This is a genomic window from Sinomonas albida (genome assembly GCF_004919045.1).
Lineage (GTDB): Bacteria > Actinomycetota > Actinomycetes > Actinomycetales > Micrococcaceae > Sinomonas > Sinomonas albida.
Genome location: NZ_SWDW01000011.1, coordinates 47,133 through 62,664, shown reverse-complemented (window position 1 = coordinate 62,664; position 15,532 = coordinate 47,133). Strand labels below are relative to the sequence as shown.

Here is a 15,532-nt window from a genome sequence, read left to right as displayed (position 1 = left end):
GGGCTGAGGGGTGCCGCTTCCGCCAGACGGCGGGCGGCACCCTCAGGCGTGAGGGGCCGGCCGGTATGCTCTGAGCCATGGAACCCACCGCGGACGACGGCGGGCGCGGGCCGCGCGCTGTCATCTCGCCGAGCCGCAACGATCCCCTCGTGCACACGCTCAGCGAGGGGCTGGGCGGCCCGCTCGGCTCGCATGCCGCGCCTGGCTCCGTGCGGGGGGTCTTCTGGAGGCCCGAGCTCATTCTCCTGATCCTGACCGTCGTGGCGGCGATCGCCGGGGTGCTCATCAAGGGCTACTGCAGGGTGAACGGCTGGACCTCGCCGAGCGAGTTCTACGCGACGTGCTACTCCGACTTCCCGACGCTGTTCAAGGAGCGGGGCCTCGCCGATGGCGTCCTCCCGCTGTTCTCCCACGGGACGCTTTTCGAGTACCCCGTCCTCACGTCGCTCATCGCGGGCCTCACCGCCCTCGTGATTCCGGGCACGGGCGCGACTGAGGCGCGGGCCACCGAGTACTTCGACCTCAATGCGGTCCTGGTCGCGATCATGTGGATGGTCGCGGTCATCGCGACTGCCCGCGCCAACCGCCGCCGTCCGTGGGACGCCGCCCTCGTGGCCATCGCGCCCGGGGTGATCCTCTCGGGCTTCATCAACTGGGACCTCTGGGCCGTCGCGCTCCTTTCGCTCGGGCTGCTTGCCTTCGCACGGAACCGGCCCGTTCTGGCGGGCGTCGCGATCGGCCTGGGCGCGGCGACCAAGTTCTACCCCGCGCTCGTGCTCGGCGTGTTCGTCGTGCTCGCGCTGCGGACGGGGCGCTGGCGCCAGACGGTGGCGACCGTCGGCGCGGCCCTCGCGGCGTGGGCCGCCGTCAACCTCCCGGCGATGGTGAGCGACCCGCGAGGCTGGGCGTTCTTCTTCCAGTATTCGGCCAATCGGGACCCGGGCTTCTCCTCCGCCTACTACGCGTGGAACCTCGTGGCCGATCGGCTCCAGTTCGGGAAGATTTCCGCGCCGGCGGCCAACGCCCTGTTCATCGTGGCATTCGGGCTGTGCTGCCTCGCGATCGCGGTCATGGCGCTGCACGCCCCGCGCCGCCCGCGCGTCGCCCAGCTCGCGTTCCTGGTCGTGGCCGCGTTCGTGCTCACGGGCAAGGTCTACTCGCCCCAGTACGTCGTGTGGCTGATTCCGCTCTTCGCGCTCGCGCGGCCGCGCTGGCGGGACTTCCTGATCTGGATGGCTGCCGAGTCGCTACACTGGGTCGCTGTCTGGATGTACATCGGATGGAGCACGAGCAACGGGCCTGTTCAGAACAACATCGACTCGCCCTACTACGCGTTCGCAGTCCTCCTCCATATGGCCGTCCTGACGTACCTCTGCGTGCATGTCATTTCGGACATATACGATTCGTCCGGCGATCCCGTGCGCCGAAGCCACCAGGACGACCCTCAAGGTGGCGCGTTCGACGGCGCACCGGATGCGTTCACCCTCAACCCAAGCCGCCTTCGAAAGGACACCCCTTCATGGCCAAGTACCTCGTCACCTACAGCGGAATGGACCACCCCACACCAGAGATGATGGAGGCCGGCCGCGCGGCGTTCGGCGCGTGGCTGGAGTCGGTGCGGGACTCTGTCCCGGAACCCGGAGCGCCTGTCAACTTCGTGGGCCAGGTCTCGGAGGGTGAACCGGCTCCGGTGACCGACTTCTCCGGCTACTCGATTATCGAGGCTGACTCCGTCGAGGCTGTCCGCGAGATCCTCGCCACGCATCCGTTCATTGCCCGCGGGGGCACGCTCCAGATCAACGCCTGCCTCTGAGCGAGCCACGCGTGCCGGGCCGCCTCTTCGGCCTGAGCGAGATCGGGGCCGGGCTCCCTTTCGCCCAGGCGATTCCTGAGCTGGAGGCGGCCATCGAGCACGCAGGCGGGGCGGGCGCCGTCGTCGTCCAGGCTCCTCCGGGGACTGGCAAGACGACGCTCGTCCCGCCTCTCGTGTCCAATCTCGCAAGGGGCCTGGCTGCGGAAGGCGGCGGGCCGGCGTCCCGCGTCGTCGTCACCCAACCGCGCCGCGTTGCTGCCAGGGCAGCGGCCAGACGCCTCGCAGCGCTCGACGGCAGCGAGCTCGGTGGCAGGGTCGGCTATACGGTCCGCGGCGATCGTCGGGCCGGGCGCGAGACGATCGTCGAGTTCGTGACGCCGGGGATCATGCTCCGCAGGCTGCTCGCGGACGCGGCCCTCGAGGGGACCTCGGCGGTCATCCTCGACGAAGTCCACGAGCGCGCCCTTGAGACGGACCTCGCGCTGGGAATGCTCGCCGAGGTCCGGCAGCTGCGCGGCGACCTGACGCTCGTGGCGATGTCGGCGACGCTCGATGCCCCGCGATTCGCCGCCCTCCTCCCCGACGACGGCGGCCGCCCGGCCCCCGTGGTGAGTGCGGCCTCCGCGCAGTACGCCCTCGAGGTGACCTGGGCGCCGTCGTCCGCTCCGAGGCTCGACGAGCGCGGAGTGACGCGCGCGTTCCTCGACCACGTCGCCGACACAGCGGCCGCCGAGCACGGAGCCGCGCTGGCGGCCGGCTGCGACGTCGATGCGCTCGTGTTCGTGCCGGGCGCCCGGGAGGTCCGGGACGTCGCGGATCGGCTCCGCTCGGCGCTCGGTGGAACGGCCGAGGTGCTCGAGCTCCATGGCCAGGCGGATCCGGCGAGCCAGGACCGCGCGGTCTCGGGGCGCGGAGCCGGTGAGCGGCCGCGTCTCGTCGTGTCCACTGACCTCGCGGAATCCTCGCTCACGGTGCCCGGCGTGCGGCTCGTCATCGACTCCGGCCTCGCCCGCGAGCCCAGGCGAGATGCGAGCCGTGGGATGTCGGGGCTCGTGACGGTCTCGTGTTCGCGCGCGTCCGCGGAGCAGCGCGCGGGCCGCGCGGCCCGGCAGGGGCCGGGACGTGTGGTGCGGTGCTACGACGAGCGTGCCTATGCCGCCGCGCCGGCGCACGCCACGCCGGAGATCGTGACGGCCGACCTCACGGAGGCCGCGTTGCTTCTTGCCTGCTGGGGCGCACCGGGAGGGCGCGGCCTCGCGCTTCCGGACGCGCCGCCGTCGGCCGCCCTCGCCGATGCCGTGGCGACGCTCGAGGCGCTCGGGGCCGTCGACAGCGAGGGGCTCGCGAGCGGGCTCGGCCGAACCCTCGCGCGAATACCGGCCCACCCGCGCCTCGGACGGGCACTGCTCGAGGGCGCGCAAGTCGTGGGAGACCGCCGCGCCGCTGAAGTCGTGGCGCTCGTGGCCCGCGAGGCGCGCGCCCCCGGCGCCGACCTCGGGAGGCTCCTGGCCTCGGTGCGCAGCGGGCGGGATCCTGCCGCGCGCGCCTGGGCGGACGAGGCCGCACGCTTCGAGCGGCTCGCGCGGGAGGCCCGGCAGCAGCGACCGGCTTCGGCTCGTCCAGCGACGGACCCGCCGCCGCCGGCGTTCGCGGACGACGCCGAGCGGGCTGGCTTCGTCGTCGCCCTCGCGTTCCCCTCCTTCGTGGCGCGGCGGGTCCCTGGACCCGACGAGCGCTACCTGCTCGCCTCGGGAACCCGTGCGGCACTCCCCGCCAGGAGCCCGCTCGCCGGTCACGAGTGGCTCGCGGTCGCCGACGCGGCCCGGTCGCAGGGGCGCGAAGCCGCGGGCACGGGTGCCGTGATCCGCGCGGCCGCGCCGATGAGCCAAGCCGCGGCGGAGTTCGCGGCGAGCCATCTCCTGGTCGACGAGGTCGACGCGAGCTTCACGGACGGCCGCGTCTCAGCGCGGCGCGAGCGCCGGCTCGGGGCGATCGTCCTCGCGTCGACGCCCGTGCGACCCACTCCCGCGGAGGGGCGGGTCGCCGTCACCCGCGCCCTCGCGGCGGACGGCTTGGGTCTGATCGGCTGGTCGCCTCAGGCGGACGCGCTGCGGCGCCGCCTCGCGCTCGTGCGCCGAGAGCTCAGCGAGCCGTGGCCGGACGTCTCCGATGCTGGGCTCGTGGCGCGCCTCGGCGAATGGCTCGGCCCCGAGCTCGAGGCCCTGGCAGGCGGCGCGTCCGTGCGCGGCATCGATCTGCTGGAGCCGCTGCGGCGCCTCCTGCCGTGGCCGGAGGCGTCGCGGCTCGGGGCGCTCGTTCCGGAACGGCTCGCGGTGCCGAGCGGCAATCACATGCGGATCGACTACCCGCCCGTGGAGGACGGGGCAACGGACGACGGCGGGCGGCCGGTTGTCGCGGTCAAGCTTCAGGAGTGCTTCGGCTGGGCGGAGACGCCCCGTCTCGTGGACGGGCGCGTGCCCGTCCTGTTCCATCTGCTTTCGCCGGCCGGGCGGCCGCTCGCGGTCACCGACGATCTTGCGTCCTTCTGGTCGGGTCCGTACGCGCAGGTGCGGGCCGAGATGCGCGGACGCTACCCCAAGCACCCCTGGCCCGAGGACCCTTGGACGGCTGTCGCGACGGCACAGACGAAGCGACGGCTTGAGGGGCGATAGGTCACGCCTGGACGGGGTGCCCCAGCGCCGTGAGGTAGCGCGCGATCGCGTCTTCCGCGCTTGGCACGGTGCCGAACACCTCGCGCTGGCGCGTCGTGTCGGCCACGTAGCGTCCGGTGGCGAACCACTCCATCATCGAGCTCATGTCCCGTGCCATGGGCATGACGCCGCCCAGCAGGCGGCCCGCCGTGCTCACGACGACGCCCGGGATCGACCGCACTCCGATGTGCCGGCCGAGGAGCCGGCTCGCGATGTCCGCGATGTCGCGCAGGCTGACCGGACGGTCCCAGCCGATGTCGATGCGCGCGCCCGGCGCGGTATCGACGTCGACGGCCGCCGCGAGGAACGCGGCGAGATCGGCCGTGAGCACGAACGTGAGCGGGACGTCGACGGAGCCGAACCATGAGAGGCGTCCCTTGTCGAACGGGTCGCCGCCGAACCTGGCGAGCTGGTCGAGGAACGCGCCCGGCCGCAGGGCGACGAACGGCACGCCCTTTTCTTCGAGCCGGTCCTCCATGAGCTTCTTGTGCCAGAAGTGGGGGACATCCGGCGCGAGGTCGCAGGTCAGGATGCTCGTGAGCACGAAGCGCCGGACGCCGGCACGGGCCGCGGCGTCCGCGAGGTTGCGGTTGCCCACGATGTCGATCTCCTCGGTGTCTCCCTTGCTATGCCGCGTGTAGCCCGCTGCCGTCGTGACCACCGCGTCGACGCCCTCGAGGGCGCCGTCGAGCGATTTCGGATCCATGAGGTCGCCCCTCGCGACGGTCGCTCCCTTCGCCTCCAGTCCGGAGGCGTCGGACGCCGGCCGCACGAGGGCGCGCACGCCCTTGCCGCGGGACGAGAGCGCGCCCACGACCTGGCCGCCGAGCCACCCCGTTCCGCCGACCACCAGGACCGGTCCGTTGTTCATGTCTCCTCCTTGCGTCGAAGAACTTCTTGAACGGCACCCCGCCTCCCATCCGCCGGACGGGCAAGGGTGGCTGGGACACTCTCAAGCTTGCGCCGCACAATGGACCCATGGCTACCGTACTTGTGACCGGCGGCACAGGCTTTGTCGGCGCCAACACGATCGCCCAGGCCCTCGAGGCCGGCCACGCGGTGAGGACCACGCTCCGTTCGTCGGCGCGGCAGCCCGACGTGGCCCGCATGCTCGCCGCTGCCGGGGCGCCGCGCAGCGACTCGGTCGCCTTCGTTCAGGCGGATCTGACCTCCGACGCCGGGTGGGCGGAGGCGGTCGACGGCGCGGATTACGTTCTGCACGTCGCCTCACCCTTCCCGACCCGCCAGCCGAAGGACCCCGACGAGCTCATCGTCCCAGCCCGCGACGGCGCGCTGCGCGTGCTCCGTGCGGCGCGGATGGCCGGCGTGCGGCGCGTGGTCCTCACGTCCTCGTTCGCCGCCGTCGGCTACGGACACCCGGACGGCCAGCACGTCTTCGACGAGACCGACTGGACAGATCCGACCGCGCCGGGCATCACGCCCTACGTGAAGTCGAAGACGATCGCGGAGCGGGCCGCGTGGGACTTCGTCGAGCGCGAGGGCGGTGGGCTCGAGCTCGCCGTCGTCAACCCGGTGGGGATCCTCGGGCCGGTGCTCGGCCCGGACCTCTCGAGCTCGATCCGGATCATCTCGACGCTGCTGAGCGGGCAGCTCCCGGCGGCCCCGCCGATGTGGATGAACGTCGTGGACGTGCGGGACGTCGCGGACCTCCACCTCCGGGCCATGACGGACCCGGGCGCGGCCCGCCAGCGCTTCATCGCGGTCGCGGGGGATCCGATCTCGTTCCACGAGATCGCGCTCGCACTCCGGTCGGCCCTCGGGGCGCGGGCCTCGAAGGTGACCACCCGCACGGCGCCCGCGTGGGTGTTCAAGGCGCTCGGCGTCGTCGTCCCTCCGGTCCGGGAGATCTCGCCGCAGCTCAACATCATCCGTGCGGCCAGCAATGAGAAGGCGCGCAGAGTCCTTCGGTGGGAGCCGCGCTCGAACGAGGAAGCCGCCGTCGCCTGCGCGGAGAGCCTCCTGGGACAGGCGATCGTCCGTCCCTGACCGCCCGCTCGACGAGGAGCTCACCATGAACCGCCCGAATCTGCTTTTCGTGCTCTCCGACGATCACGCCGCGCACGCCATCTCGGCCTACGGGAGCCGGCTGAACTCGACGCCGGCGATCGACCGGATCGGCCGGGAGGGGGCTCTCCTGGGGTCTGTGTTCTGCACGAACTCGATCTGCAGCCCCTCGCGCGCCACCATCCTCACCGGGACCTACAGCCACGTCAACGGCGTGCCCGGCATCTTCGCCGAGTTCGACTATCGCGTGCCCACGTTCATCGACGCTCTCCACGACTCCGGCTACGCGACCGCCCTGTTCGGGAAGTGGCACCTTGGGGAGTCTGCGGGAGCCCGCCCACGGAGCTTCGACGAGTGGCTCGTCTTCCCGGGCCAGGGCGAGTACGTGGACCCCGTCATGGTGGGGCCGGAGGGCGAGCGGCGGCTGGCCGGCTACGCGACAGACCTCGTGACCGATCTGGCCCTCGACTGGCTCATCAACCGGGACCCCGAGCGCCCGTTCGCGCTCATGGTGCACCACAAGGCGCCGCACCGGCCATGGATCCCGGACGAGCGCCACCGGGACCTGTTCCCGCTCGGCTCGATCCCCGAACCGGAGACGTTCGACGACGACCATGCGGCTCTGTCTTCAAGCGTGCGGTCCGTGCGCATGAGCATCGCGGACGATCTCACCGAGGAGGACATCAAGGAGCCCCTCCCGCCCGAGCTCGAGGGGCCCGAACACACCGCCGAGAGGGCCCGCTGGAAGTACCAGCGGTACATGCGGGACTATCTGCAGTGCGTCGCGTCCATCGACGACGGCGTGGGCCGCCTCCTCGAGTACCTCGACGCGCAGGGGCTCGCCGAGGACACCATCGTGGCCTACTCGTCGGATCAGGGGTTCTTCCTCGGCGACCACGGCTGGTTCGACAAGCGGCTCATGTTCGAGCAGTCCCTCCAGATGCCGCTCCTGCTGCGCTGGCCGGCGGAGATCCCCGCGGGCAGCCGCTGGGACGCGATCGTCACGAATGCGGACTTCGCCGCGACGTTCCTGGACCTCTGCGGTCTTGATCCGGCCTCCGCCCTCCCCACGTCGCAGGGCCGCTCGTTCCGCCCGATCCTGCGCGGGGAGACGCCGGCGGACTGGCCGGAGTCGATGTACTACCGCTACTGGGAGCACCGCGACCCGAGCCATCACGTGCCGGCCCATTATGGCGTCCGCACGCGGACCAACAAGCTCATCCACTACTACGGGGACGGGCTGGGCGTTCCGGGTTCCTCTCCGGAGAGGGACGTCGAAGAGTGGGAGCTGTTCGACCTGGAGACGGATCCGCACGAGCTGAGGAACGTCATCGCGGACCCGGCGTACGCCTCCGTGCTCGCCGAGCTGCGGGACGAGCTGGCCAGGCTCCAGGAGTTCTACGGGGACCGGCCGTATGAGGGGCCGCAGACCGCGCATCCGGACTGGGGATCTGACCAGCGGGGGCTCTGACTGCCCCCGTACGATGGCCCAGTGAGCTCCTCGCCCAGCCTTCAGTGCCGCCCAGCGACCTCCGACGACTGGCCCCGTATCCGTGACATCTACGCCGCCGGGATCCGAGCGGGTGATGCGACCTTCGAATCGGCACCGCCGGAATCGTGGGAGGAGTTCGCGGCCTCGAAGGTCTTCGTGATCGTCTGCGAGGACGAACTCGGGGTTCTCGGTTGGGCCAGCGCGGCCCGGGCCTCCCGGCGGGCCGTCTACCGCGGCGTCGTCGAGCACTCCGTGTACGTCGATCCGGGTGCCGCGGGGCGTGGGGTCGGAAGCGCGCTCATGGCCGGGCTGCTCGACGCGGCGGAGCGCGAGGGGATCTGGACCGTCCAGGCCACGGTCTTTCCCGAGAATGTGGCGAGCCTTGGGCTGCACCGCAAGTTCGGATTCCGCGAGGTGGGCCGCCGCGAGCGAATCGCCCTCATGCCGCACGGCCCGCTCGGCGGGACCTGGCGCGACACAGTGCTGCTTGAGCGGCGGTTAGGCCATCGATCGGAATAATTTTCGGACGCCCCTTATCGCCCGCGCGCGCGAGTGCGTAGGCTGAGCCAGTGGGGAATCTGCGCACTCTGTCTCTCGCCTTGTCTGTCGCCGTGGTGGGCGTTGCCCTGACCTCTTGCGACAACGGCTCCCAGGCCGCCGCCAAGGCGGCCGCCGACCAGGTATCCAAGGCGATCTCGGCCCTCGACGTCTCCCAGGCGCCCCTGAGCGGCACCGATCCGTCGGCGGCCCAGACGCGCCTCAAGGCGATCGTCGAGGGCCTCGGCGACGTCAAGCCGACGGTTTCGGCCGGTCAGGCCAACACCTCGAACGGCACCACCACGGTGCCGTTCGATTTTCGTTGGCAGCTTTCCGGCCGCGACTGGCACTACACCACGACGGCGCGGCTCGCCCAGAACGGAGACAAGTGGACCGTCGAGTGGTCCCCGGAGCTCCTGGCGCCCGGTCTCCAGCCCGGCGAGGTGCTCGTCGCGCAGACCAAGGCCCCGGCGCGCGCGGACATCCTCGGGGCCGGCGACGCGAAGCTCATCACCGAGCGGCCCGTCCTCCGCGTGGGAATCGACAAGACGAAGGTCGTCGCGAAGGACCAAGACGCGTCCGCCCGCGCGCTCGCGACGCTCGTAGGCCTCGATCCGGCCGACTACGCGAAGCAGGTCGCGTCCGCGGGCTCCCAGGCCTTCGTCGAGGCGATCGTGCTCCGCGACGTTCCCGGGCGCACCCCGACGGACGAGCAGGTAACCGCCATCAGCGGCGCCGTCCTGCTTCCGGATACCCTCCCGCTCGCGCCGACCCGCACCTTCGCGCGCGCAGTGCTCGGAACGGTGGGACAGGCCACCGCGGAGCAGATTCAGAAGTCGAAGGGCGAACTCGAGGCGGGCGACGAGACGGGTACGGGCGGCCTCGAGGAACAGTACGACGACGAACTCCGCGGCCAGGCCGGCGTCACGGTGTACGCGGTCGCCTCGCCCGACGCCGGCGGACCCTCGGGCTCGCCGAGCGCCAGCTCCACCGCAAGCGCGAACCCCACGCCGAGTGCGAAGCCGTCGGCGTCGCCGTCCGCGGCTCCGAAGCGCCAGCTGTTCACTGCCGCCCCGGCAGCGGGAAATCCGCTCCGGACCACGCTCGACCCGCGCCTCCAGCAGATCGCCGACGACGCGCTCGCGAAGATCGGACCGGCGTCGGCGATCGTCGCGATCCGGCCCTCGGACGGCTCCGTGCTCGCGGCGGCGAGCGGCCCCGGAAGCAACGGCTACAACACGGCCATGCTCGGCCAGTACGCGCCGGGGTCCATCTTCAAGACGATCGATTCGCTCGCCCTCTTCCGCACCGGTGCCATGCCCGACCTCCCGGTGGAGTGCACGCCCAGCCTCACGGTGGACGGCAAGACGTTCCAGAACGCCACGGGCTATCCGACCGCGCACCTCGGCACCATTCCGCTGCGGGACGCGTACGCGCACTCGTGCAACACCGCGTTCATCTCGCAGCGCGACAAGGTCACCCAGGAGCAGCTCCAGTCGACCGCGACCTCACTCGGCATCGGCCTGAACCCAGGCCTCCTCGGGGCCCCCGGCTTCCTGGGCTCGGTGCCCGCCGACGCGACGAGCACCGAGCACGCCGCGTCGATGATCGGCCAGGGCAAGATCCTGTTCTCCCCGCTCGCCGCAGCGGTCATGGCGGCCTCGGTCGAGAAGGGCGGCGTCGTCTCGCCGCGGCTCGTGCTGAGTGTGGGCGAGAAGGACCAGCCCTCGGCAACCGGCTCGCCGGCGGCGACTGCGTCGGCCTCCGCCTCGGGTTCGCCGAGCGCTTCGGCGTCCGCGTCCGCGTCGCAGCCTGCGCTGGCCGTCGCGAAGCCGGTCACGGCGGCCGAGGCGGGCACGCTGCGCGATCTCATGCGCGGGGTCGTCACGAGCGGGCACGCGGGCTTCCTCCTGTCCGTCCCGGGCGCGCCCGTGGGGGCCAAGACGGGAACCGCCGAGTTCGGCAGCGACAACCCGCCCAAGACCCACGCGTGGATCATCGGGGTCCAGGGCGATCTCGCGGTAGCGGTCTTCGTCGACGAGGGCGGCCTCGGCGCGACGATCTCGGGCCCGATCCTCACCGACTTCCTCACGAAGGCCGCCCAGTGAGCTTCCAAGGCGACGCGTCCACAACCGCCGCCTCGGCACCTGCGGCGGACCGCGCCGTCGTCCGTCGCGCCGCCATCGCGACGTTCATCATCTTCGGGACGAACGGCTTCATCTTTGCGAGCTGGGCCGCGCGCATCCCCGCCGTCACCCAGACCCTCGACCTCACGACCGGCGAGATGGGCCTCATCCTGCTCATCGGTGCGATCGGATCCCTGTGTGCGATGCCGCTCGTCGGCCCCACCGCAGGGCGGATCGGGATCGTGCGCACGGTGCGGCTCGGCGGGCTGCTCGCCGTGATCGCGGGCGGATTGATCGCGACGGCCCTCGTGCTGCATTCGGTGGTCGTCGTAGCGGCTGGCCTTGCGCTGTTCGGCGTCGGGATCGCCTTCTGGGATGTGGGGCAGAACATCGCCGGCGCGGACGTGGAACATCGTCTGGGCCGCACGATCATGCCGCAGTTCCACGCGGGCTTCAGCGGCGGTGCGGTGATCGGCGCGCTGGTCGGTGCGGCACTCAGCGCGGCCGGCGTCCCACTTCCCGTGCACCTCGCGGCCATCATGGTTGCCGTCCTGTTGATCATGGTGCTCGTCCCGCGGCACTTCCTGCCGCTTACCACGCACGACGCGCCTGCCCCAGCCCAGGCCGCGGACGACGGCGCGTCCCCGGCTCCCGCGCCCCAAGGGCCGGGCGGGGCACGCGCCGCGTGGACGGACCGGCGCACGCTGCTCATCGGCGTCGTCGTCCTCGGGGCGACGCTGACCGAGGGAGCCGGCAACGACTGGATCTCGAAGGGCGTCGTGGACGGCCTGCACGCGAGCGAGTCTGCGGGGGCCGGGCTCTTCGCCGTGTTCGTGGGCGCGATGACCGTTGCGCGGTGGTTCGGAGGTCGGATCATCGACCGGCTGGGACGCGTGATGGCCCTCCGTCTGAGCATGGTCTCGGCCCTCATCGGGCTCGCCGTGTATTCCCTCTCGGGCATCTATTGGATCTCCGGCGTCGGCGCGCTCCTGTGGGGGCTCGGCGCGGCGCTCGCGTTCCCCATGGGAATGTCGGCGGCGTCCGACGATCCTCGGCACGCGGCCTCCCGCGTCTCGGTCGTCGCGACCATCGGGTACATCGCGTTCCTTGCGGGACCGCCGTTCCTCGGGTTCCTCGGCGACCAGGTGGGGCTGCGGCCCGCGCTCCTCGCGATCCTCGTGCCGATCGCCGTCGCGCTCATCCTGGCGGGCGCCACCCGTAAGGAATCCGCTTAAACGACCGTCCCCATCGGCTCGGGGAGCCGATGGGGACGGTCGATCTGCGGAAGGGTCAGAACCCGCCGGTGCCGTTCGGGGTGCCGAGGCCGGTCGGGCCGTCCCAGCCGGTTCCTGCGGTGCACCACTGCGACGTCGGGCACGTTCCGTTGTTCCCGGACGTGACGTCGAAGAAGCTGCTCGAGTGACCGTACGGGAGCGAGTTCGCGTACGTACCGGTCGCCGCGGAGCCGGTGTTGCCGTTGAGGGCATATACCGAGGCGATGATCGGCGAGGCCTCACTCGTGCCGCCGAACTGGCCCCACGTCGAACTGTTGCTCGCGGTCGGGTAGTAGACAGCCAGGCCGCCGTTGTTCGGATCCGAGGCAGCCGAGACGTCGTTCATCGCGCGACCGGCGCAGCCGGTGTTGTACGAGGACGCAGCCGGAAGCGCCGCGTTGAGGCTAGAGCAGCCCGAGCCGGTGCCCGACCAGACGCTCTCGCTCCATCCGCGCGAGTTGGACGCCGCCACGAGGGACGTGCCGCCCACGGCCGTGACGTAGCTGGACGACGCGGGGTAGGACGCGCCCTTGTAGCCGTTGTCGCCGGCGCTCGCCGTCACTGCGATCCCCGGGAAGTTGTAGTAGGGCCCGTACGTCGAGTCGGCGGCATCGGAGCCGCCGTAGCTGTTCGAGATCGCGACGACGCCGGGGATCTTGGCAGCGGTCTGGACGGCCGTCCCGAGGTCGGTGAACGAGGCGCTGTTCGCCTCGAGGACCACGATCTTGCAGTCGGCGCACGTGGCCGAGACCGCGTCGACGTCTAGCGCCTGCTCCTGTGCCCAACCGGTGTTGAACCGCGGGAGCTTCGTGCCGCCGTTCTCGTCGCGGATGCTCAGGCAGCCGTTCGCGGTCGTGCAGGCCGGGAGGCCGAACTGCGAGCGATAGGTCGCGAGGTCGCTCTCGAGGTTCGGGTAGCCATAGGCGTCGACGATCGCGACGGTGCGTCCGCCCGAGGACGTTCCCGTGAGCTTGTAGGCGTTCTGAAGCTGGGTCGGCGTGAGCCCCGTGGCGGGCGGGGCGCTCGCGCTAGTCACCGGATGCCCGTTCGGGTCAACCGCCTGCCGGGCCGTGCACGCCGCTTCGCCCGCTTTGGGCGTCGAGCACACTTTGATCGAGTTGTCTGAGTGATTTGCGCCGTTCGGCGTCGCCCACGAGGGTGTCGTGGTGAGCGCCAGACTGCCTCCCAGCAGCAGCGCGGATGCTACCGCCGCGAAGATTTTCCGCTTCAAGTACGTCCCCTTTGCTCAGGACCGCAGGCATTGACAGTTTTTGTCAACGCGGTCTTGAGGACTGTTGCAGGTTTGTGACGCACGTTACAAGAGCCCAACGGCCTTTCCCAGCTTATTCCCAGTTTCGGCTAGTCCTCCGAGGAGGGTCCCGAAAGACCCCGGCGCACGAAGTACGCGAGCGCGGCAATCACCAGCAGGACAAGGATTCCGCCGACGACGAGCCAGAGTGGAACGCCCGCCCCGACGACCTCGGTGGGGCCGCCCGGGGCCGCGGCGCTTGTGGTCGCGGCGCTCGTGGACGCAGCGCCGCCAGCGGTCCCCGCCGCCGTCCCTCCCGTGCCGCCGCCCTTCGCGGTCGCGGTGAACGTGAAGGTGCCCTCGATGGGATGCGAGTCGGAGGAGACCACGCGCCACACCACTGTGTACCTGCCCGCTGGCGCGCCGGGCTTGATGGCCTGGGTGACGTTGTTGTCGACGACCGTGGCCGCGCCGTCGGCCTGATTCGTGCCGTCCGCATCTTTCACCTGGATCTCGGTGCCGATCGCGATGGGCGTGTGGTCGTAGGTGAGGACGACGGCGGCGGGCACGGTCGCGACCGTCGAGCCGTTGGCCGGGTTGGTCGCCTCGAGAACGTCGTGGGCCTGCGCGGCGGCTGCCGGGACGAGCAGGGCGGCGGCGAGGGCTAGCGCCGCGCCCGCCTTGATCGCGAGCGATCCGGCGCGGGTGCGGCGGATGAAGACTGGCATGGCTCCCCCTCGGGATGCCGGTCGGCCGGGAGCGTGCCTCCGGCCGACCGGCTGTGTTGTGCTGTGTTGTGCTACTTGGCCGACTTGCGGCGTCCGGTCAGGACGAGCACGAGCGCGGCCGCGCCGAGGATCGCGCCGACCGCCCCGAGGACGATGCCCCACGTCGACGCGCCCGAGTCGCTCGTGGTCTGCGAGGCCGGTGCGGCGGCCGCCGGGGTCGCGCTCTCTGAGGCGGACGGCTTCGCGTCGTCAGCCGCGGTGGTCGTGAACGACGGCGCGGGGTGCTTGGGCTCGGGCTGGCCCTCCTCGGCTGTCTCGTTCCAGTTGACCACCGTGCCGTCGGTGTACGTCTGGGCCGCGGGGAGCACGATCTTCGTGCCCGCGCCGGGCAGCTTGCCGACGGAAAGCGAGAACGACTGGTACTGGTTCTGTCCGATCTCGTGGGCGGCGTCGTTCGCCGTCCAGATCACCTCGGTCGGGGCCTTCGTGACCGTCGAGCCGCCGATGGTCACGGGCTTGGGAAGATCGCCCGTGATGACCTGGGCCGTCCACCCCTCGATGGGCTTGACCGACACGGACGTGAACGGCGTATCAGTCGGGAGCTTGACGTCGAGCTTGTTCGACTTGGCGGTGGCCGACTCGTTCGGCATGTTGAACGTGAGATGCGTGTAGCCGTTGGCCGCGGGGTCGTCGGGGCTCACGGTCACGTGGGCCGACGCGGCGGCCGCGCCGGCCGAGATGAGGGCGGCGGTCGCCGCCACGGTGCCCACGGTCTTGAGGGTACGGCGGAGGGTGAATTTCATGATGTGTCTTGCCTTCGGTGTCGCCGGGCAACGCTCGGTCAGGACGAAAATGGGGAACCCGCGGGAGCGGGCGGCGCGTGCCGTCTCAGGCGACGGCGAAGGCAGACGGGGGGCCGCGACGAGCCGGCAGCCGAAGCGACCGCCAGACGCGCGGGAGGTGTTCCTGGATGAAGGTCGGCACGGCCGGCGCGGGCAGGAGAACGAGCGCCGCGAGCATGCGCACGAGCGGGCGGAGCCACGAGAGCAGGGCCCAGACGGCGGCTTCTCCGCGCGCGAGGACGAGCGCGGTAGCGAGCGTTGCGACGGCGTGGGCGGCGAGCATCGCCGGCCCCTCCGAGTGCACGTGGGCGCCTCCGCTTGAGGCCATCATCCCGAGAACGTGGACGTGCTCGCTCCCGGGAGCAAGGACCGGCGCGGTGCTAGGCCCTTCCGAAAGCGCAATGAACGCCTCGTGCAGCACGAGCTGGGTGCCGGAGAGCACCGCGAGCATGGCCGTCGCGGAGATCTTTCGCCCCGAGATCAGCATGACCGCAACGAGCGAGAGCGCGAGCAGGGCCGCGAGGATCAGAGGGTCCGGAAGGGCGCCGCCTGCGGCCGTGTGCGCCCCGGCGGCAAGGAGCACCGAAACGCCGGCGACGGCGGCCGCGCGCGAAAGCCGGAATACCGCACGCATGCTCGCACCGCCTTTCTGCCCCGGATCTCTTGCCCCGGATCGTCATCCACTGTACGTGGCGGTGGACGGCGGAACAGAATCCGCCGCCCACCGCTGGGTCC

The 15,532-nt window shown here is 71.3% G+C and carries 13 protein-coding genes; 8 read left to right on the top strand and 5 right to left on the bottom strand.

The genetic code is table 11. The features are described from left to right. The first annotated feature begins 77 nt into the window (after positions 1–77). Genes E6A26_RS12155 through hrpB form a run of 3 tightly spaced genes read left to right on the top strand, consistent with a single transcriptional unit; the run spans position 78 to position 4,485 of the window. Positions 78–1,574 (top strand): glycosyltransferase family 87 protein, encoded by a 1,497-nt coding sequence (locus tag E6A26_RS12155; RefSeq protein ID WP_136611465.1) that lies wholly within the window; start codon positions 78–80, stop codon positions 1,572–1,574. Beyond that, positions 1,520–1,813 carry a YciI family protein gene (locus tag E6A26_RS12150; protein ID WP_136611464.1) on the top strand — a complete coding sequence of 98 codons (294 nt, stop codon included), beginning with the start codon at positions 1,520–1,522 and terminating at the stop codon, positions 1,811–1,813. The genes E6A26_RS12155 and E6A26_RS12150 overlap by 55 nt, the downstream gene beginning before the upstream one ends. An 11-nt stretch (positions 1,814–1,824) precedes the next feature. Continuing rightward, a complete protein-coding gene (gene hrpB / locus E6A26_RS12145) occupies positions 1,825–4,485 on the top strand; it encodes an ATP-dependent helicase HrpB (protein WP_234865410.1) in 2,661 nt (886 codons plus the stop codon). Position 4,486: 1 nt separating this feature from the next. On the opposite strand, the gene E6A26_RS12140 is transcribed toward hrpB, so the two are convergent. Next, on the bottom strand, positions 4,487–5,395 hold the full coding sequence (locus E6A26_RS12140; RefSeq protein WP_136611462.1) for an SDR family oxidoreductase: 909 nt from the start codon (positions 5,393–5,395) through the stop codon (positions 4,487–4,489). A 107-nt stretch (positions 5,396–5,502) separates the two neighbouring features. On the opposite strand from E6A26_RS12140, the gene E6A26_RS12135 reads away from it, so the two are divergent. Genes E6A26_RS12135 through E6A26_RS12115 form a run of 5 tightly spaced genes read left to right on the top strand, consistent with a single transcriptional unit; the run spans position 5,503 to position 11,939 of the window. Then, entirely contained in the window at positions 5,503–6,531 is a 1,029-nt protein-coding gene (locus tag E6A26_RS12135; protein ID WP_136611461.1) for an SDR family oxidoreductase, read from the top strand. A 25-nt stretch (positions 6,532–6,556) separates the two neighbouring features. Next, positions 6,557–8,020 (top strand): sulfatase family protein, encoded by a 1,464-nt coding sequence (locus tag E6A26_RS12130; protein ID WP_136611460.1) that lies wholly within the window; start codon positions 6,557–6,559, stop codon positions 8,018–8,020. 21 nt (positions 8,021–8,041) lie between these two features. Then, positions 8,042–8,560 carry a GNAT family N-acetyltransferase gene (locus tag E6A26_RS12125; protein ID WP_136611459.1) on the top strand — a complete coding sequence of 173 codons (519 nt, stop codon included), beginning with the start codon at positions 8,042–8,044 and terminating at the stop codon, positions 8,558–8,560. A 50-nt stretch (positions 8,561–8,610) separates the two neighbouring features. Continuing rightward, positions 8,611–10,686 carry a penicillin-binding transpeptidase domain-containing protein gene (locus E6A26_RS12120; protein ID WP_136611458.1) on the top strand — a complete coding sequence of 692 codons (2,076 nt, stop codon included), beginning with the start codon at positions 8,611–8,613 and terminating at the stop codon, positions 10,684–10,686. Further along, the gene (locus tag E6A26_RS12115; protein WP_136611457.1) at positions 10,683–11,939 is read left to right on the top strand and encodes an MFS transporter; all 1,257 of its coding nucleotides are present in this window, start codon (positions 10,683–10,685) and stop codon (positions 11,937–11,939) included. The genes E6A26_RS12120 and E6A26_RS12115 overlap by 4 nt, the downstream gene beginning before the upstream one ends. Positions 11,940–11,994: 55 nt before the next feature. Here the strand turns inward: E6A26_RS12115 and E6A26_RS12110 are convergent, their stop codons facing one another. The 4 genes from E6A26_RS12110 to E6A26_RS12095 form a co-directional block, all read right to left on the bottom strand. Next, positions 11,995–13,209, bottom strand: coding sequence for a S53 family peptidase (locus E6A26_RS12110; RefSeq protein ID WP_136611456.1), 1,215 nt, complete (start codon positions 13,207–13,209; stop codon positions 11,995–11,997). Positions 13,210–13,337: 128 nt separating this feature from the next. Continuing rightward, the gene (locus tag E6A26_RS12105; RefSeq protein WP_136611455.1) at positions 13,338–13,955 is read right to left on the bottom strand and encodes a copper resistance CopC family protein; all 618 of its coding nucleotides are present in this window, start codon (positions 13,953–13,955) and stop codon (positions 13,338–13,340) included. Between the two features lie 71 nt (positions 13,956–14,026). Next, positions 14,027–14,758 carry a YcnI family copper-binding membrane protein gene (locus E6A26_RS12100; protein WP_136611454.1) on the bottom strand — a complete coding sequence of 244 codons (732 nt, stop codon included), beginning with the start codon at positions 14,756–14,758 and terminating at the stop codon, positions 14,027–14,029. A gap of 85 nt (positions 14,759–14,843) precedes the next feature. Then, positions 14,844–15,431 (bottom strand): hypothetical protein, encoded by a 588-nt coding sequence (locus tag E6A26_RS12095; protein ID WP_136611453.1) that lies wholly within the window; start codon positions 15,429–15,431, stop codon positions 14,844–14,846. Positions 15,432–15,532: the final 101 nt, after the last annotated feature.